Here is a 16871-nt window from a genome sequence, read left to right on the forward strand (position 1 = left end):
GATTAGTGGCAGGCGGGGAGGCGCGGATAAATAAAACGCCGTCCATTGTCACCTATCCACTCCACCTCCAGGTCATACACCTGCCGGAGATTCTCAGGGGTTATAACCGCTCCGGGATCTCCTTCACCCACAACCTGCCCCTGGCCTAAGAGAATTACCCTATCCGAAAACATGGCGGACAGGTTTGGATCATGCAGGGTGACCAGGGTGGTAAGATTCTCTTTCCGTGTCAGTTCCGTAATCGTACTGAGTACGTGTATCTGATTCCGAAAATCCAGATGGGCGGTGGGTTCATCCAAGAGCATAACCCTTGGCTGCTGGGCCAATCCCCGGGCAATAAGCGCCAGTTGCCTTTCGCCGCCGCTGATGCGCGTGTATGCCCTTTCCTTTAAGTGTGTTATCCCCACGGCCTCTATAGCCTCTTCAGCCTTAAGGTAATCATCTTTAGAAGGGGTTGCAAAGATACCTACATGGGAAACCCGGCCCATCAGCACCGCATCCAAAACAGAATAAGGGAAAGGGGGGGCGTGTTCCTGAGGGACAACAGCAAGTATCTTGGCCCTTTTTTCGTGCGGAAGATGCGATATATTTTTATCCTGGAATACTATTTCGCCTTTCTGATGTCTCCATAACCCGGCTATGCAATTGAAAAGCGTTGTCTTGCCTGAACCATTCGGGCCCAGGATGGTAGTCACCTCTTTGCTATTTACTCCAAAGGAGATTCCCTTAAGGACCGGGTCATGGGAATGAGGGTGATGGAACTCGAGACCTTTAATCTCCATCATCTTCCCCAGCTCTCCTTTCCACCTTTCTTCATAAGGTAAATAAAAAACGGGGCGCCAGTTATAGCGGTTATTATCCCTACCGGTATATCAAGATCGGTCAGATTTCTGGCCACGGTGTCGGCAAATATCATGAAGGCGGCCCCTCCGGCCATGCTTAACGGGATAAGGCTTTTGTGGTCGGGGCCGGTTATCATTCTAACCAGATGCGGGACCATCAACCCTACCCAGCCGATGATTCCGCTTACGGATACGGCAATACTTACAGCCAGGGATGATCCGGCAATAAATATAATCCTGTCCCTCTTCGTATTCACACCCAGGGCGCTGGCTTCGTCCTCGCCCATACTCAGCACATTGAGCCTCCAGCGCATCAGGAATACAGGTAAAAGTCCTGTAATGATGCCTATTCCGGCAATTTTTACCAGCCTCCAGTCCGATAGAGAGAAGCTCCCCATCAACCAGTACACGATATTCTGGAGCTTATGGGGGTCAACCAGAAATTTTACGATTGAGACCATGGCAGTAAAAAAGGCGGAGATGATGACCCCCGAAAGCACCAGGGGAAGCCTGGAGACCTCGCCTTGTGTCTTTGCTATTGAGTATGCCAGAATCACTGCCGTTATGGCAAATAAAAACGCCATCATCTGTATAGGCAGATGCGGGAAAAATCCCACGGATAGGGCGCATCCTAAGGCTGCGCCGGCCGATATGCCGAGTATAAAGGGATCAACCAGCGGATTGCGGAATATTCCCTGGAGGGTCACGCCTGACCCTGAGAGGGCAATGCCCACCAGCCCGGCCAGGATTATGCGCGGGAGCCTTATATCCAGGATTATCGCCGTTTCTTCAATATCCGGGCTTTTTAAAAAGGGCCATATTCCCGAACCAATAACCTTTAGGACCATAAGAGGGCTTACATTGTAGGCGCCTATGAAAAGGGCGACCCACCCTATGAGAAAGGGTGAGGCCATTATTGTTATTGTTTTCAGGGCCTTCTTACTCAATCTTTTTCACCTGGTTATATGCTATGCCAAAGACCTTTCTATAAAACTCATCCGTAACCCGATCCAGATTAATATCCCGGAAATACTCAGGATAGGTCTTCATGGCCATCCACAGGGCCACGGGCGCCAGCCGCGGTGACCAGGTGGACCATTCCGGGGCCTTATATACCCTGCCTTCCCTTACGGCACTGATGAATTTCCACTGCGGATTGTCGAGGATATCCTGGGCCTTATAACCGGCATTCCCCCAGATAAATATTACATCAGGGTTCCAGGCTATTATCCGCTCTATCGGGACATCGGCATTTCTTCGCGGTATTTGAGCGGCCGGATTAACCCCGCCGATCAGTTTGAAGACATCATCCGTAACCCCAATGCCACAGGCTACAGAAGTGGGTTTCCCTCCGAGCCATAAGACCCTTTTTCTTTTATCTTCGGGTATCCTGGTCACCCTTTCTTTTATAAGTTTGAATATGCTCTCCATCCGGGCAATGCAGTGTTCGGCTTGTTTTTCTTTTCCAAACAGCCTTCCATGCAGCCTCATCACCCCGTAGAGTTCCTCAAGGTCCTCCGGATAGACGGCGATGACCTTCAGCCCCGTTTCCTCCATAAACCGGACAGTCTCCGGCTTGGATGTCCAGGTAATCACAACATCGGGGTTCAGTTTAAGAAGCGCCTCTATATTTACATCCATGCCGCTGCCGGCCGAAGGGACAGACTTCTCAATACCGGGTTTGGCGGCCTTCATTAAGTCATTGTCATACGCCCATCGGGCTATGCCGACGACCCTGTCCCAGATGCCGAGGGCCGGGATTAATTCGTAGGTCTGAAAGAATACGGCCCGTTTTACCGGGACAGGAATTTTAACCGTCCTCCCGATCTTGTCCTTATAGGTTATAACGGCAGCCCAGGAGGCGGAAGCCAGAAAGAGCACAATCAGACAAGGGATCAATATTCTCCACAGGCGGCGTTTTAACGAAAAGGCGGAGGGCTTCTTTCCCTTCTGACTCCTGACCGCTGTATTCTGACTTCTGACTCCTATCACCTAGAACCTCACGGCCATTTCTGCAAACCAGGCAGTGCCCGGGCTCTCATAGTAGTAGTAATAATCCTGGTCAAACAGGTTATCCACGGAGAGGGACAGCTCGATATTCTTGGACACATCGGCGCTCACCTTGGCATCTACGACAAAGTATGGGTCGTATGAGCCATAGACATACCGGAATGAGTCGGTGTTGTCATCGTTGGAATAAATCTTCCCGACATAGCGGCCAACGATGCTTCCTTTAAACCTCCGGTGGGCAAAATCAAGTCCAATGGAATACATATTTTTAGGGACATAGGTCAGTTGTTTCCCTTCGATGGTTGGATTAGACGGGTATTCAGTAATAACCGCATCGTCATAGGTCAGGGTGGCAAATGCCTCGAGGAAGGGATTGATTTTTTGACGTAATTCCAGCTCCACCCCTTTGACTTCGGCCTTGGCGGCATTCTGGTAGGTCTTGGTCTTGGATAGGGAAGTATCCGTGACGAGATATATCAGGTCCCGGACATAGTTTTCAAAATAGGTGGCCTTAAACCTGGTTCCGAAGGAGGTCTTCTGTTCCCAGCCCAGTTCCCAGGAAGCCGTAGTCTCAGGTTCCAGATTCGGATTGCCCCTGTAGGTCCAGCCGGTGGAAGAGACCCATGTCCGGTAGAGGTTATAGACATTGGGACTACGGAAGGCTGTACCGCCGGAGAGACGAAGGGTAGTCATCTCCCGGGGCTTATAGAGGAGCGAGATATTGGGAGAGAAGCTTTCATCGGTGCGGTCAGGATAGTTTACCGCTGCGGTCGCGCCGCTGCCGTCCGTATCATAAGAGCCGTCGTAGGTCTTCCAGTAATCGTAGCGGAGGCCCAGAAAGAGCGTCAGGTTTTTAGGCAGATGCCATTCATCCTGGGCAAAGAGGGCGTAGGTGCGATCCTTTCCTCCGGAGCAATAGGCAAGGCTGGTCTTGCTGTTTTCATCCTTCCAGAAGGAGAGGTTATACTCCTCACTGGTCGCCTCACCCTGTCGGTATGAAAGCCCCACGGTAAGGATATTTTCCGGGGCGACCATGAGATCGGATTGGATTTCGGCCTGGCAGGTTTTGCTCGGCGATTCCGAGACCTTGCCCGTACCGCTATCCCAGGTGGCTGAACTATTGGGCGTAGTGTACCAGTTTTTGCTTCGGTCGATAAATCCGGCATTCAGTTTGAGGGAACAGCGGTCAGCCGGCTGCGTCTCTATGCGGAGGGTATATATGTCCGCAGCCGTCTTTCCCTCCCCATTTAGAGAATTGGATTCGCTTAAAGACGCCTTTTGTGCCGGATTATCGAAGGTTACGGATCCGCTTATGACCGGGTCGCCGGAGGCATCCCGCAGATAAGACTCATATCGGTCATAATCATAGGCGCGCTGCTGGCGGACATATCCCAAGGTAAGTTTTGACGCCTTGGGCAGGTCCAAAGCAACCTTGGCGTCAAAGTTGCCTTGTGACCAGGTGTTATTACCTTTATCGCCCACGATATAGGCCGTACCACCCGTGCTTGTATTGGTCCTGGTCCAGCCGGTTACAGCGGTTCCTGCCCCGACTGAGGTAGTCTTCGTGACCAGCTCAGTGGGGTAGCCGTCCGTATCCAGATATTCCGCACCCAGCCTGAAGCTGATGTTATCCAGTACCTTGTTGCCATAACCCAGGCGGGTTGACCAGGTCTGGTCGGTTCCGTATCCGGCCTTGAACAGGATTTCCTGCTTTTCCGGCATCCGGGTAATGATGTTTACTACGCCGCCCATGGCATTTCCGCCATAAAGGGCAGAGACCGGCCCCCGGACGACCTCAATCTGTTCGACAGATTCGACAGGCAGCCCGGCCCACTCCACGCTATTCGTATAACTGTCATTTAATGGAAGACCATCCAGTAAAATAGCGGTACGCTCTTTTCCCGGCAGGCCGCGGAGCGAGATATGGGCTAGTGTGTCCATCAGGCCCTTGCCGCGGCGTTCGAAGACGCCCGGCAGTTCCCGCAGGGCCTGATCCAGGGCCTGGATGTTTCTCTTGCTGATATCTTCCCTGGTTACCACGCTGGCGCTGGCCGGGACATTTTCTATTTCCTGAGGAGTCTTGGTAGCGGTTACGATTATCTCTTTTATTACCGCCGTATCCTTTGTCTCTTCAGCAATCCCGGACGCGGGGGGTAAAAATACCGTAAACAGAATGACCAAAAGCCACAAACAACACATCTTTAAATCTCCCTTCTTCACAGAGTTTGACAAAAAACCTCAACTCTGTTACGAAGAGAGTTGAGGTGCGTCCGTCTCTGGCGAAACGTACTTCCTGGAAAGGCAGCTCACATCCTGGCAGAGGGGGCTGCCTTTTCCTTATTTTTCCTTCAGCACCATACGGTGATCGAGAAAGTTTATCTCCTGAATATCAGCCTCTACGTACATCTCTTTTCCCAGAAGACCGCGGAGGTATATCTTGCCGTCTTCCGGACGGAGAATAATGACGCTGTCCATCAGGAGTTCTTCCTTGTCATCTTTTAAGATATAGGCGTTTGTCTCACACATTCTGTCCCTCCTTTTTTACAAATAGTCATTAGTCATTGGTTAAGTTGGAAGGATGGATCACTTTTACCAGTGACGAGTGACGCTTTTGAACTTGTGCGTTATCTGTTTACCAACTTAAATACCAGCGGTACATCCAGAGAAAGCTTGTTCATGGCCAGTTCCTTTGGGATGGACGGAAATCTGCTGATGCGCCTTACCGTCCGTTCTGCTGCCTTATCCAGGATACTGAACCCGGAAGACTTGACGACTCTCAAATCCTCTACCTTCCCATCCTGGCATATGACGAAATGCAAATCTACGGTCCCTTCCCGGCTGTTTCTTTGGGCCCACAAAGGATATTCTTTATATTCTTCCAGCAGGGTCCGGATAAGGGCTAAGTATCCTTCAAAGACGTTGTGTTTTTGGGCCGCAGAAGCAGGACCGGGAGAGGAGTTCGCCTCTGAACCGGACGTTCCGGCCAGCATAGCACTCAGAAACGGGCAGGGAGAAGGTTGCCGTGCCACAGCCGGCGTCTCATTTTCCATCTTGCCTTCATTTGCAGGGACGGATGTCTCTTCCGGCGGCAGCTTCTCAGCCTGTACTGTCTCTTTAGGCGTAAGCGGCTGCGCTGCCTTTGTATTTTTTTTAACGGTTCTCTTTCCGGCCTGACTTGTTGCCCTTACCGGTGGAACATGCGCCGGGGCAGTAACCTCAGAAAATACAAAACTGAGGACAGGGGCCGGCAAACGGTGCGGCGGTACCTTGTTTTTGAGATCCATTCCCCACAGGAAGAGGACATGTAAGAGGCAGGAGACCAGAAAGAAATAAGGTATGTTGTCAGCGGCCCTTCTCACCGGTCTTTTTCCTCCGCTGAAAGAAGCAGGCCGCGGGCGCCGGCCAGCCGTATCTCGTCCATTACTGAAACCAGGGTTTGCACCCGGCAATCCCGGTCGGACTTGACCACAACCTCTTTCCTGCCGGTTTCGGCCAGCCGCATCTGTAAGGCCTGACGCAGGTCCCGTAGGCCAACTTCGATCTCGTCCACAAAAACCCGGCCTTGCCGGTCGATCGAGACTGTAAGGGGGATGGGCCGGGAAGCCCCGGCCACCTTTGACCGGGGGAGTTCGAGACTGATCCCGGTTTCCTCTATAAAATGGGCCGACAGCATAAAAAAAATGAGGAGCAGAAAGACCATGTCTATCAGCGGAGCCATGTCCAGCCCTAAGGATTTTTTTTGAGTACGGCGGATGGTTACCAGCATCTGTTTTCCATTTAATCCTGGATTATGAGTTCTTTCTCTCCTACGGCGACGCTACCGACCCCTGACTTTCCTCAACCGTAGCTAACAGTCGGGAGGCGGCCATTTCTACCTCACCTGCCAGGCTGTCCACTTTTCTTTCCAGGACAAAGTGACAAAAGGCGGTAGGAATGGCCACAGAGAGTCCGAAGGCCGTGGTAAGCATGGCCTCCCAGATACCGCCAGCCAAGGCCATGGCGTTTACCTTGCCGCCGATGTGTTCAATTACCTGAAAGGCCTGGATCATCCCGGTAACTGTGCCAAGAAGCCCCAAAAGAGGCGCAAGTTGCACAACCAGGGGAAGAATCTTTATCCGGCCCTCGATATTGTCCACGGCCTGGCTCCCCACGGCTGAAGCAATCTCGATGAGCTCTGCCCGTTTCTTTCCTTCGGAAATATTCAGGATCAGGGCGGTCAAAACTACAGCCACCGGGTTTCTGTTGCCGCTGACGAGTGAAAGAGCGCTATCACCCCCCCCGGCATTAACGGCCCGGACTATCGTGTTCAGGTCCACCCTTGGCGTCCTGGCCAGGCGGTAAAGACAAAAAGAGCGCTCCAGAATAATGGCCAGGGCCAATATGGACAGAAAGAGAATGGGGTACATGACAACCCCACCCTGGAAAAAATAATCTATCAAGGCAAACTCCTTAATTTTAATATCTTCTGAAAATAAACGTTTAACAGCCCCGCCGGGGGCTGTCAAGCATAAGTTCTTTCGGGCCGTATGACCCAATTGAGCAGACACAGAAGCGGCAGAAAGGGCCAAATAGTAGCACGAAAATTAATAAAGTGTTACTTAACAAACTTGTACGCGATTGTCAATAAGTGGGTGTAGAAAACTTGCAAAAAGTTTGTGATGCTATAAAGACGGTGAGTGATGGATGAATTAATAGCTGATTTCTGATTAAACGCTTATCTTTCTGCCTGTAAGTTGTAGCTCTTCTCTATACCTCTAACCAAAAAGGTCAAGACCTCATTTACTGGACATGGAATCCCCAGAGCTTTTGCTTCCTTCACTATAGCCCCGTTTATGGCCTCGATTTCAGTCCGCTTCTTATTCAAGACATCCTGCAACATCGAGGAGCGATTTTCGGCTGTGGCCAGGCAGGCCGCTTTTGCCTCCTCCACGGCCTGGGGATTGACCTGGAGGCCCTTGCCGCGGGCCACGGCAAGGGCCTCGGTAATGGCTATAGCCATGAGATTCTGTATCTCCGGGAATTTTACCAGATCGCCGTTTTTAAGCCTGGTCAGGGCCGAGAGGGCATTAATTCCTACATTGATGAAGAGTTTATTCCAGACGATTTCTTCGATGTTCTCCACTACTTTTGTGACCAATCCAGCAGCAGTTAAGATCTCGGCCAGCTTAACAAGTTGTCCTCGCATCTTCTCATCCGAAAGAAAAGACCCTATGTAGGTTGGTCCCTCCCCTGCATGGCGGATGTGTCCGGTTTCAACCAGGGTTACGCCGTGAAAGGTGACGCCAACAGCGATTTGTCTCTCCAATAAGACCTTTTTAAGGACCTCGACATGGCCCAGACCGTTTTGCAGGGTGAGGACTAAGGTATTTTGATGAATGAGCGAGGGTAACAGAGATGCCGCTGATTCCGTGTCATAGGATTTTACACAGATGATGACCAGATCGCACGGGCCGATGCCGGCCGTATCAATGGTTACCTTAAGGGGAATAGACGTAACCCCGGTGGGTTCCTCCAGCAACAGACCATGCCTTACGAGATAGGCGGCTCGCTCTTCGGACTTGTCCAGAAACCGGACATCCAACCCCAGACGGCTTAAAAGGCCGCCAAAGAAGAGTCCGATGGCGCCCGGGCCGATCACTGCCACCCGCAGTAGTGTACTAATATGAGAATTTGTATCCATTTAGCTGTTTGAAAAAGTATTCTTAAATCCCTCCCGACCTCCCTTTTCTAAAGGGAGGAGAAATACTTCCCCCTTTGGAACAGGGGGATTGAGGGGGATTTTTGCTCTTATGTCGCCTTGCTCGGGCATATTTTTCAAAAACCTAACGTGTTACGAGAATCCTTATTTTGTTCCCATGAGGGAACCAACAGATGCCCTCTCCCTTGAGGGTGAGGGGAAGAGGCTTTTCTCTGCGTTCTTTGCGCCCTCCTGCGGCGGATCTACGATGCTCTGCGGTGAGATCTTTTGGTTGCGGCCATGCCGTGCTGCGCACTCATGCGGAATGTCGGTCAAAACAGAGACTCCTGGTTTGATTCCCTGGGCTTCTGATTGAGGTATTGATAGGCAAGGCGGGTGGCAACCCGGCCGCGGGGTGTACGGCTTATGTACCCGCACTGGATCAGGTAAGGCTCATAGACGTCTTCAATCGTATCTTTTTCTTCACATACTGCCGTGGAGAGTGTATCCAGGCCGATAGGCCCGCCGTCAAATTTCTCGATAATCGTAAGGAGTATCTGGCGGTCCATCCGGTCAAATCCGCGATCGTCCACCTCCAGCATATGCAGGGCGGCGTCCGCTACATTTTTGGTGATTACTCCGTCGGCCTTCACCTGGGCAAAATCACGGACACGACGCAGGAGGCGGTTGGCGATACGGGGGGTGCCCCGCGAACGGCGTGCTATCTCGAAGGCCCCTTCTTTGTCGATAGAGATGCCCAGAATTCTTGCGGAGCGCGTGATAATGATCTCAAGTTCCTCCGGTGTGTAAAAGTCCACACGCAAGACCACGCCAAAGCGGTCTCGCAAGGGGGGGGTCAGAAGCCCGGCCCGGGTGGTGGCCCCTACTAAGGTGAAGCGCGGAAGGTCAAGTTTGATGCTCCGGGCGCTGGGGCCCTGGCCGATAATGATGTCCAGTTGATAGTCTTCCATGGCCGGATAGAGCATTTCTTCTACTACGCGGTTCAACCGGTGGACCTCATCGATAAAAAGGACATCATTATCTTTCAGATTAGTGAGGATGGCGGCTAAGTCGCCTGTTTTTTCAATAACCGGGCCGGAAGTAGCCCTTATATTCACTGAAAGCTCATTAGCTAAGATATACGCCAGGGTAGTCTTGCCCAGTCCCGGGTGACCGTGAAAGAGCACATGATCCAGGGATTCTTTCCGGTTCCGGGCCGCCTCGATAAAGACACGCAGATTAGCTTTCAGGTTTTCCTGGCCGATGTATTCTTCCAGGTTCCGGGGGCGCAGATTGTTCTCATAACGGGCTTCGTCGTCTTCGATGGTCGGCGCTATCGGCGAGGGTCGCTTTTTGTCTTCTTTAGTTGAGGTCATGGCCGTGCTATAACCCTTAGTACCTGTTTTAATATCTCTTCCAGAGAAAGCAGGCCCTTATTCTCCCTTTCAACTCCGGCCATGGCTGCTTCCGCAGCGGCCTTTTTATAACCAAGATTGACCAGGGCAGAGACGGCATCTGCGTAAAGCCTCTTGTTTTCTGCAGTCACCGGGATAACGGCAGGCCAGGATTCAGACGTTTTTTTACCTATCTTGTCCCTTAATTCGATCACCATTCGTTCTGCCGTCTTTTTGCCTACGCCCGGGATACTGATTATCCGGCTTACATCTCCCGATAGTATGGCCTGTTCCAGCTCAGTCACACCGATGCCTGAAAGGATGTTAAGCGCCAGTTTGGGGCCTATACCTGAAATACTTATCAGGGACATAAACATTATCTTCTCGGCCATAGTCTTAAAGCCATAAAGCTGCAACACATCTTCCCGCAGGTGTGTATAGGTGTGCAGGCTGACCGGGCTATCCGCCTCCGGCAACTCATAAAAGGTGGAAAGCGGGATGAACACCTGATAGCCGACTCCATTTACGTTGAGGATGGCATATTCCGGCGATTTATAAAGTACATTTCCTTCCAAGCGGGCGATCATCGGTATTAACCTGATATAGTAGTGTGAATATGGCAGATAGCCACGGCCAGGGCATCGGCGGTATCCGGAGACGGCATTTCCTTCAGACGCACCAGGGCCTGCACCATCTTTTGCACCTGCTGTTTACTGGCCTGCCCATAACCTACGACGGCCAGTTTCACTGCCCGGGGTGAATATTCATAGATTTCCAGACCGGCCTCGGCTGAGGCCAGCATGGTTACACCTCTTACATGGCTTAGCTTTATAGCCGACTGAGGATTTTTGGCCAAAAAGACGCCCTCTATCGCCACATCATCCGGCTCAAAATCATTGATGACGGTCCGCATGGATTGATAAATGTCCTTCAGGCGCACCGCAAAAGATTGCCGGGCCGACGGACGAATCAAACCGCTATGGACATGGATCAGGCCGTTATTTCCCTTCTCCAGTATAGCAAATCCGGTTACTATTGAACCGGGATCAATGCCCAGGACTCTCATCATAATAATTATGTTCTAATCGTTAACCGTTCGGTATCAGTTTAGCTGTTTGAAAAAGTATTCTTAAATCCCTCCCAACCTCCCTTTTTCAAAGGGAGGAGAAACGCTTCCCCCTTTGGAAAAGGGGGATTGAGGGGGATTTTGGACCTTATAGCGCCTTGCCTAGGGCGTATTTTTCAAAAACCCAAAGTGTTACAACGTTCGAACGATCCTGATTCTGACAGGAATCAGCCGATAGCCTCCAGGATAGCGTCAGGTATATCAAAATTGGCATAGGCATGCTGGATATCATCGTAGTCCTCCAAGGCCTCCATTAACCGCAATACCTGTTGGGCCTGCTTTTCGTCTTCTATCTGCACCGTGGTCTTGGGAAGCATGGTGATTTCAGCTGCCAGATAAGGGACATTTTGTTCATCCAGGGCCTTTTTTACGGCCTCGAAATCAGACGCCGGGGTTACTACCTCATATTCTTCCTCTTGCTCGCGCACATCCTCGGCGCCGGCCTCTAAGGCGATGTCCATCAGCTTTTCCTCGTTTACGGCCTTCTTATCTACGGTGATGAGACCTTTCTTATCAAACAGCCAGGCCACGCAGCCGTTTTCTCCCATGTTGCCGCCGTTTTTGCTGAATATGTGCCTTATATCCGAAACCGTCCGGTTTTTATTATCCGTCACGCTTTCCACCAGGACAGCCACACCGCCCGTCCCGTAACCCTCGTAGATCACCTCTTCGTAGGATTGCCCTTCCAGTTCGCCGGTTCCTTTTTTAATCGCCCTTTCGATATTATCCTTAGGCATATTTTCGGTCCTGGCGTCGGCTACAGCCGCCCTCAATCTTGGGTTCATGTTGATATCTCCGCCGCCCAGGCGGGCTGCCACAATGATTTCCTTGGCCAGCTTTGTAAATATCTTGCCACGTTTGGCGTCGGTAGCGCCTTTCTTACGTTTGATAGTACTCCACTTGGAATGGCCGGACATAACTGCTTGATTCCTCCTGCTATATTACTTTATCTGTTGTTTGTTGCCCTTTGCTGCTGATCTGCCAGAGGCGGAACAACGAACCACTGACGGGTATGGGCGGCATCCGTCCTCTACGGCCTTTTGTTCAAGGCCAGTATAAAGACCTCTTTGCTTTCCGGTCGCGAGCCCTTAGGTTTGAAAAACCTTACCTGGGCGAAGGCCTGCTCGATTTCTTTTTTGAACGCCGGCAAGTCTTCGCCCTGAAAGACCTTGACGAATAATGTCCCCCCGGTCCTGAGTAATGCTCCGGCTATTAAAAATGCCGCACGGGCCAACTCAATAGACTTTGTGTGATCCACGATCTTTACGCCCGAGGTCTGCGGGGCCATATCACTCAAGACTACATCAAAGGCGTCCCGGGTTTTTTTTATTTCTTCCGGGTCCAGGGCCAGGACATCCGCCTGCAAAGATCGCGTGTTAGGGCCGGGCAGTGATTTTAATTCCTGTTGGTCGATACCCAGGACGAAGCCCTGCGGCCCTACCGCCTCGGCGCAATACTGTAACCAGGATCCCGGGAAACAGCCGAGATCCAAGATTACACCGCGCCTGTGCAGGAATTTATATTTTTCATCTGCCTCTTTTAATTTATAGACGGAACGCGCGGCGTAATGCTCTCTTTTTGCCTTGTAAAAATAATAATCCTTGACTTTGCGCCGCAACATATCTTGAAATTATATTATTTACTGCTGTTTGACAAGGGATTTTGTGCGTTGATTTATCGGGCCGTCTGTAGTATAGATTTGAAATAACTGAAAAATATTATGAGGAGGGAGCCATGTCTATAAAAGCGTATGTACTTATCAACACGGCCATAGGCAAGACCGCTGAGGTGGCGAAGACCGTTTCCAGGATAAAAGGCGTTAAAAAGCTGGATGTCATAATGGGGCCGTATGATATTATTATTGAGGTCGAGGCCAAGGATCACGATGAACTCTCGGACGTGGTTCTTACCAAGATACAAACCATAAAGGCCATACGGCACACCATGACCTGCCCGGTGGTAAAGATGCAGGAAGAGAAAAAGGCCGGGAAGGGAAAGTCTGTCAAGGCATAGTTTTTAGATACGCCAAAACCAAATGGCTAACCGTTACATATCCAGGACAGCCGGAACGGCTGTCTTACCCCATAATTGCTCGTTTGTCACTGGTAGTCTGCCAAAGACGGATCGCCCCGGCGCGTTATTCAGGGGACGAACTGCCGGATATTTCTGCTCCATCATGGTTTGTCTCATCTTGATTTTTGGGGTTACCGCCGGAGCCTTTGCCCTTACGACAGAGGAAATCATAAAACTAAAAAAGGCCGGGGTAAGTGACGAGACCATCCAGCTTCTCATTAAGACCGAGCACGAGGAGCGGGAAAGGCATAGGAGATATGACCCGGGGCGTATGGTAGGCTCTAAGGAGATTACCTTATCCGATGGGCGAAAACAGATCATCTATTACAGTATTACAGATCCTGTCGAGGCGGAAAGACAACGTAAAGAAGAAGAGGAAAAATTAGAGAAGTCCTGGGATGTCCTGAAACATTTGATTATTGACCAGAGAACGAATAACTAAATACAACACCGCCGTCTGGCCTCGGCATTGTCCAGCCGCAGCCAGTGCCCCCTTGACTTATACCACCAGGTCTGTCCATCAAACTTGGCAGCCAATGTGCCGTGGAACCGCATCATTTTTTTGACCTGTTCTGCGGAATAAGGATTACAGTAAGTTCCGCTGGTCTCCCCGTCGGGACGGGCAGCCGCAAAAATCAGCCACGCGGTCAGGCCTATTATCAGCAGAAGAATCCACTTTTGTATAGATGACTTCCGTTCCATAAGGCGGCTTTCTACCCGGATAAGGACGTGCGTGTCAAGGTTTTTTTGCATATCTTATTGATAACAAAAGGGAAAAACAGCTATTTCTTTTCTCTGCTTCTTCTGCGGCCTTGCGACTTCTGGCTTTTCTTGGGTGAACCTTTATCTCTTCGCTTCACGGTTTGCGCAGTGACCCTTTCGGGGTTCGCAGGCGGGGAATACTTACCCCTTCCAGCCTCTAAAGGGCTGGCTTTCCCCTTCCTGCTTGCCCCCGGTGGGTGCCCCACTGCTCCAGCAAGTTTCGCTCAGAGAAAGAGGTCTCCTAAAAACTCAGGGGACTCTGGGCCGGTTTAAAACTTGACAACGTATTTTAAGGTTTATATATATTCAAGCTGGAAGTGGATAGCTTTCTGGTGAGGCTCCCGGACTTCAAATCCGGTGCGGGGGGTTAGTAGCCTCTCGGGTGGGTTCGATTCCCATGCACTTCCGCCAATATAACACCTGAATAAGGGCCGCCTTTTTATCTCTCGCGCCTTTGAGTGCCGGATTTTTCTCCGCTACTTGACAGGTATGCAAATATATGTTTAAGTAATCAACTTTTAATAAGGCATTAAATTGTCTTTTATTCCAATTAGATAGATATGGAGATGGACTCATGAAGAGAACATTTCAACCCAGTAACATCAGACGTAAGAGGACGCATGGGTTCTTAAGTAAGATGAGAACACGAGCCGGGAGAGCTGTAATCAACAGGAGAAGGGCTAAGGGGCGAAAGCGCCTTACGGTATAGCGGCCCTAAGGTTAACTGAGAAAATCATTAGTGGCGTATCAGAAGATATGGGAGGGTATGCGCTTAAGAAGGTTGACAGAGTACGCAGAAGACAAGATTATGTCGCTGCATACAAGTCAGGTAAGCGTATTGCAACACAACACTTTATCATCATTGTCCGGTCCAATGACCTCGGAATACCTCGCATGGGTATAGCTATTAGCCGTAAAATAAAAGGCGCGGTAAGGCGCAACAGGATGAAGCGGTTGATAAGAGAGTTTTTTCGCCTGCATAAATCCTGTTTTCCGCCTTCAAATGACTATATTTTTTCGGTCAGAAGCCTGCCATCGAGGCCTGCATATCCGGATATTGAGCATGAGCTGAAGAAATCGCCTTTGCTTCGAACATGTTGAAGAAATTATGTATCGCAATAATCAGGCTGTATCAATGCCTTATTTCTCCTGTCTTAAAACCCTCCTGCCGGTTTATACCGACCTGTTCTCAGTATGCCATTGAAGCTATAGAACATTATGGGCCGGCAAGGGGGATTCTCATGGCCGGTATGCGGATTCTAAAGTGTCATCCCTTCCATAGGGGCGGATACGACCCTGTTAGAGAAAAATAGGCGATCTTATTCACCGGAGAAGATAATACATGGACCGCAAAACTGTTTTTGCCGTAGTCTTGTCTATACTTACTTTAGTAATATACCAATACTTTTTTGCCGAACAGCCTAAAACACAGAAAACGCCCCCGGCAAAGTCAGAGGCGCAGCCCGTGCCTGCCCAAAGCCAGTCGGCTGTTCAGCCCGTTCCTGTACCGCTAAAACCATTGGAGAGCGCGGTCGTCGATATTTCCTCGGCCAAAGATATTGTTGTTTCCACAAATCGTTATGAGGCTACCTTTACCGAATTCGGCGGCCGTCTCAAGAGTTTTAAGCTGAAGAAATACCGGGAGAGTTTGGACGAAAAATCCCCCCTTAAGGAGTTGATTAAGGTAGATCAGCCCGTTTACCTTCCTCTGGGGATGAGTTTCCCCGGCGGCCTCCTTCCGCAGGTGCAGGATGCCGTATTTAAGGCCGACCGTTATGTCATAGACCTTGATCCGAGAAAAAATCAGGCGGCCCTTTCACTGGCTTATGTTTCTCCGGAGGGCTGGCAATTTATAAGAAAATATATTTTTTATAACGATACATATAAGATAGACCTCGAAGTGATGGTTTTTAACCCGACTACCCAGCCAGTGCGCGAAGACGTGTCTTTGGACCTCATTAACCGCCCCTATGACAAAGACAATGGCTATACCTTTAATGGCCCGGCCGCTTATGTTAATGATACCCTGGAAGAGATAGAGGCTAAAAAAATGAAAGAAGACAGGGTACTTAACGGTAAGGTGTCCTGGGTGGCTTATGAGGATAGATACTTTATATCCGCTATTGTCCCGCGGGTCGTGGAATCAGGTCATGTGAGGATGTCGAAAATAAAGGGGGATGTTACTCTCACCTCTTTTATTTATCCTTCGGTGGTTATCCCGGCCCAGAAGCAAACCACTCTGAATTACCAGCTATATCTTGGCCCCAAAGACCTCTCTTCCCTCAAGCCGTTGGGCCTGAAACTGGAAAAATCCGTGGATTTTGGCTGGTTTGACATTATTGCCAAGCCCCTGTTGCTTACATTAAATATTTTTAACCGCTTTATCCATAATTACGGGGTCGCCATTATTCTGGTAACAGTCTTAATCAAAATCCTTTTTTGGCCTCTTACGCATAAGAGTTACCATTCCATGAAGGAGATGCAAAAGCTACAACCTAAGATGGCCAAAATCCGCGAGAAGTACAAGAATGATAAACAGAAGATGAACGACGAGCTCATGGGGCTTTACAAGACATATAAGATCAACCCCCTGGGGGGATGCCTGCCCATGTTTCTCCAGATCCCGGTCTTTTTCGCCCTTTATAAGGTGCTGTTGAACGCCATAGAAGTACGCCATGCCCCGTTTGCACTGTGGATAAATGATCTTTCGGCGCCGGACCGGCTGCCGGTAGGTTTTGATATACCGTATGTGGGCGGATTGCCGGTTTTAACCATTTTTATGGGGGCATCCATGTTTATTCAGCAGAAGATGACCCCTACCGCCGGCGATCCTGTCCAAGCCAAGATAATGTTACTCCTGCCGGTCATCTTTACTTTTTTGTTTGTCAATTTTCCTGCCGGCCTGGTCTTATACTGGCTGGTTAACAACATTCTATCCATTGGTCAGCAGTATTATATCAACAAGAAGGCTGCATGATAAGTGGGGG

22 protein-coding genes and 1 tRNA gene are annotated in these 16871 nt (G+C 50.2%); 7 read left to right on the top strand and 16 right to left on the bottom strand.

The features are described from left to right. Positions 1 to 2 precede the first annotated feature (2 nt). The 14 genes from PHT49_04795 to PHT49_04860 all read right to left on the bottom strand — a co-directional run bounded on the left by PHT49_04795 (position 3) and on the right by PHT49_04860 (position 12670). A complete protein-coding gene (locus PHT49_04795; protein MDD5451194.1) occupies positions 3 to 785 on the bottom strand; it encodes an ABC transporter ATP-binding protein in 783 nt (260 codons plus the stop codon). Further along, positions 782 to 1789 (bottom strand): iron ABC transporter permease, encoded by a 1008-nt coding sequence (locus tag PHT49_04800; protein MDD5451195.1) that lies wholly within the window; start codon positions 1787 to 1789, stop codon positions 782 to 784. Before PHT49_04800 ends, PHT49_04795 begins: the two co-directional genes overlap by 4 nt. Further along, positions 1782 to 2834 carry an ABC transporter substrate-binding protein gene (locus tag PHT49_04805; protein ID MDD5451196.1) on the bottom strand — a complete coding sequence of 351 codons (1053 nt, stop codon included), beginning with the start codon at positions 2832 to 2834 and terminating at the stop codon, positions 1782 to 1784. The genes PHT49_04800 and PHT49_04805 overlap by 8 nt, the downstream gene beginning before the upstream one ends. Further along, entirely contained in the window at positions 2835 to 5084 is a 2250-nt protein-coding gene (locus PHT49_04810) for a TonB-dependent receptor (GenBank protein ID MDD5451197.1), read from the bottom strand. Positions 5085 to 5189: 105 nt separating this feature from the next. Beyond that, positions 5190 to 5378 carry a CooT family nickel-binding protein gene (locus PHT49_04815; protein ID MDD5451198.1) on the bottom strand — a complete coding sequence of 63 codons (189 nt, stop codon included), beginning with the start codon at positions 5376 to 5378 and terminating at the stop codon, positions 5190 to 5192. Between the two features lie 98 nt (positions 5379 to 5476). Beyond that, the gene (locus PHT49_04820; GenBank protein MDD5451199.1) at positions 5477 to 6211 is read right to left on the bottom strand and encodes an energy transducer TonB; all 735 of its coding nucleotides are present in this window, start codon (positions 6209 to 6211) and stop codon (positions 5477 to 5479) included. After that, a complete protein-coding gene (locus PHT49_04825) occupies positions 6208 to 6618 on the bottom strand; it encodes a biopolymer transporter ExbD (protein ID MDD5451200.1) in 411 nt (136 codons plus the stop codon). The genes PHT49_04820 and PHT49_04825 overlap by 4 nt, the downstream gene beginning before the upstream one ends. A 40-nt stretch (positions 6619 to 6658) precedes the next feature. Further along, positions 6659 to 7291 (bottom strand): MotA/TolQ/ExbB proton channel family protein, encoded by a 633-nt coding sequence (locus PHT49_04830; GenBank protein MDD5451201.1) that lies wholly within the window; start codon positions 7289 to 7291, stop codon positions 6659 to 6661. 275 nt (positions 7292 to 7566) lie between these two features. Continuing rightward, positions 7567 to 8532, bottom strand: a complete 966-nt coding sequence (locus PHT49_04835) for a 2-dehydropantoate 2-reductase (GenBank protein ID MDD5451202.1) — start codon at positions 8530 to 8532, stop codon at positions 7567 to 7569. Positions 8533 to 8861: 329 nt separating this feature from the next. After that, positions 8862 to 9905: a Holliday junction branch migration DNA helicase RuvB gene (gene ruvB / locus PHT49_04840; protein MDD5451203.1), complete on the bottom strand. Its 1044-nt coding sequence runs from the start codon at positions 9903 to 9905 to the stop codon at positions 8862 to 8864. After that, the gene (gene ruvA, locus PHT49_04845; GenBank protein ID MDD5451204.1) at positions 9902 to 10510 is read right to left on the bottom strand and encodes a Holliday junction branch migration protein RuvA; all 609 of its coding nucleotides are present in this window, start codon (positions 10508 to 10510) and stop codon (positions 9902 to 9904) included. Before ruvA ends, ruvB begins: the two co-directional genes overlap by 4 nt. 5 nt (positions 10511 to 10515) lie before the next feature. Further along, positions 10516 to 10992: a crossover junction endodeoxyribonuclease RuvC gene (gene ruvC, locus PHT49_04850; GenBank protein ID MDD5451205.1), complete on the bottom strand. Its 477-nt coding sequence runs from the start codon at positions 10990 to 10992 to the stop codon at positions 10516 to 10518. 224 nt (positions 10993 to 11216) lie between these two features. Next, complete coding sequence (locus PHT49_04855; protein ID MDD5451206.1) at positions 11217 to 11966, bottom strand: YebC/PmpR family DNA-binding transcriptional regulator; 750 nt, start codon at positions 11964 to 11966, stop codon at positions 11217 to 11219. A 113-nt stretch (positions 11967 to 12079) separates the two neighbouring features. Next, complete coding sequence (locus PHT49_04860) at positions 12080 to 12670, bottom strand: RlmE family RNA methyltransferase (GenBank protein ID MDD5451207.1); 591 nt, start codon at positions 12668 to 12670, stop codon at positions 12080 to 12082. Between the two features lie 113 nt (positions 12671 to 12783). On the opposite strand from PHT49_04860, the gene PHT49_04865 reads away from it, so the two are divergent. Next, positions 12784 to 13062, top strand: coding sequence for an Lrp/AsnC ligand binding domain-containing protein (locus PHT49_04865; protein ID MDD5451208.1), 279 nt, complete (start codon positions 12784 to 12786; stop codon positions 13060 to 13062). Between the two features lie 33 nt (positions 13063 to 13095). Here PHT49_04865 and PHT49_04870 read toward each other — a convergent pair whose 3' ends face one another. Beyond that, positions 13096 to 13227 carry a hypothetical protein gene (locus PHT49_04870; protein MDD5451209.1) on the bottom strand — a complete coding sequence of 44 codons (132 nt, stop codon included), beginning with the start codon at positions 13225 to 13227 and terminating at the stop codon, positions 13096 to 13098. Between PHT49_04870 and PHT49_04875 the strand changes: the two genes are divergently transcribed. Further along, a complete protein-coding gene (locus PHT49_04875) occupies positions 13226 to 13564 on the top strand; it encodes a hypothetical protein (protein MDD5451210.1) in 339 nt (112 codons plus the stop codon). The two genes, PHT49_04870 and PHT49_04875, sit on opposite strands and share 2 nt — an antisense overlap. Here the strand turns inward: PHT49_04875 and PHT49_04880 are convergent. After that, positions 13561 to 13875 (bottom strand): hypothetical protein, encoded by a 315-nt coding sequence (locus PHT49_04880; GenBank protein ID MDD5451211.1) that lies wholly within the window; start codon positions 13873 to 13875, stop codon positions 13561 to 13563. The two genes, PHT49_04875 and PHT49_04880, sit on opposite strands and share 4 nt — an antisense overlap. 322 nt (positions 13876 to 14197) lie before the next feature. On the opposite strand from PHT49_04880, the gene PHT49_04885 reads away from it, so the two are divergent. The 5 genes from PHT49_04885 to yidC all read left to right on the top strand — a co-directional run bounded on the left by PHT49_04885 (position 14198) and on the right by yidC (position 16861). Beyond that, positions 14198 to 14295: transfer RNA gene (locus PHT49_04885), tRNA-Sec, on the top strand. Between the two features lie 163 nt (positions 14296 to 14458). Beyond that, positions 14459 to 14593 (top strand): 50S ribosomal protein L34, encoded by a 135-nt coding sequence (rpmH, locus tag PHT49_04890; GenBank protein ID MDD5451212.1) that lies wholly within the window; start codon positions 14459 to 14461, stop codon positions 14591 to 14593. A gap of 47 nt (positions 14594 to 14640) precedes the next feature. Next, positions 14641 to 14985, top strand: a complete 345-nt coding sequence (gene rnpA, locus PHT49_04895) for a ribonuclease P protein component (protein ID MDD5451213.1) — start codon at positions 14641 to 14643, stop codon at positions 14983 to 14985. Then, positions 14979 to 15197, top strand: a complete 219-nt coding sequence (yidD, locus tag PHT49_04900; GenBank protein MDD5451214.1) for a membrane protein insertion efficiency factor YidD — start codon at positions 14979 to 14981, stop codon at positions 15195 to 15197. The genes rnpA and yidD overlap by 7 nt, the downstream gene beginning before the upstream one ends. Positions 15198 to 15226: 29 nt before the next feature. Then, the gene (yidC, locus tag PHT49_04905) at positions 15227 to 16861 is read left to right on the top strand and encodes a membrane protein insertase YidC (GenBank protein MDD5451215.1); all 1635 of its coding nucleotides are present in this window, start codon (positions 15227 to 15229) and stop codon (positions 16859 to 16861) included. Positions 16862 to 16871: the final 10 nt, after the last annotated feature.

Source organism: Desulfovibrionales bacterium (assembly GCA_028715605.1).
GTDB lineage: Bacteria > Desulfobacterota > QYQD01 > QYQD01 > QYQD01 > QYQD01.

Excerpts from the sequence above, each read along its gene's own strand:
- PHT49_04795 (MDD5451194.1), bottom strand. The coding sequence starts at position 785 with ATGATGGAGATTAAAGGTCTCGAGTTCCATCACCCTCATTCCCATGAC.
- rpmH (MDD5451212.1), top strand. The coding sequence starts at position 14,459 with ATGAAGAGAACATTTCAACCCAGTAACATCAGACGTAAGAGGACGCAT.
- rnpA (MDD5451213.1), top strand. The coding sequence starts at position 14,641 with ATGGGAGGGTATGCGCTTAAGAAGGTTGACAGAGTACGCAGAAGACAA.
- yidC (MDD5451215.1), top strand. The coding sequence starts at position 15,227 with ATGGACCGCAAAACTGTTTTTGCCGTAGTCTTGTCTATACTTACTTTA.
- PHT49_04865 (MDD5451208.1), top strand. The coding sequence starts at position 12,784 with ATGTCTATAAAAGCGTATGTACTTATCAACACGGCCATAGGCAAGACC.
- PHT49_04835 (MDD5451202.1), bottom strand. The coding sequence starts at position 8,532 with ATGGATACAAATTCTCATATTAGTACACTACTGCGGGTGGCAGTGATC.
- ruvB (MDD5451203.1), bottom strand. The coding sequence starts at position 9,905 with ATGACCTCAACTAAAGAAGACAAAAAGCGACCCTCGCCGATAGCGCCG.
- PHT49_04880 (MDD5451211.1), bottom strand. The coding sequence starts at position 13,875 with ATGCAAAAAAACCTTGACACGCACGTCCTTATCCGGGTAGAAAGCCGC.
- PHT49_04855 (MDD5451206.1), bottom strand. The coding sequence starts at position 11,966 with ATGTCCGGCCATTCCAAGTGGAGTACTATCAAACGTAAGAAAGGCGCT.
- yidD (MDD5451214.1), top strand. The coding sequence starts at position 14,979 with ATGTTGAAGAAATTATGTATCGCAATAATCAGGCTGTATCAATGCCTT.
- ruvA (MDD5451204.1), bottom strand. The coding sequence starts at position 10,510 with ATGATCGCCCGCTTGGAAGGAAATGTACTTTATAAATCGCCGGAATAT.
- PHT49_04875 (MDD5451210.1), top strand. The coding sequence starts at position 13,226 with ATGGTTTGTCTCATCTTGATTTTTGGGGTTACCGCCGGAGCCTTTGCC.
- ruvC (MDD5451205.1), bottom strand. The coding sequence starts at position 10,992 with ATGATGAGAGTCCTGGGCATTGATCCCGGTTCAATAGTAACCGGATTT.
- PHT49_04870 (MDD5451209.1), bottom strand. The coding sequence starts at position 13,227 with ATGATGGAGCAGAAATATCCGGCAGTTCGTCCCCTGAATAACGCGCCG.
- PHT49_04815 (MDD5451198.1), bottom strand. The coding sequence starts at position 5,378 with ATGTGTGAGACAAACGCCTATATCTTAAAAGATGACAAGGAAGAACTC.
- PHT49_04825 (MDD5451200.1), bottom strand. The coding sequence starts at position 6,618 with ATGCTGGTAACCATCCGCCGTACTCAAAAAAAATCCTTAGGGCTGGAC.
- PHT49_04860 (MDD5451207.1), bottom strand. The coding sequence starts at position 12,670 with ATGTTGCGGCGCAAAGTCAAGGATTATTATTTTTACAAGGCAAAAAGA.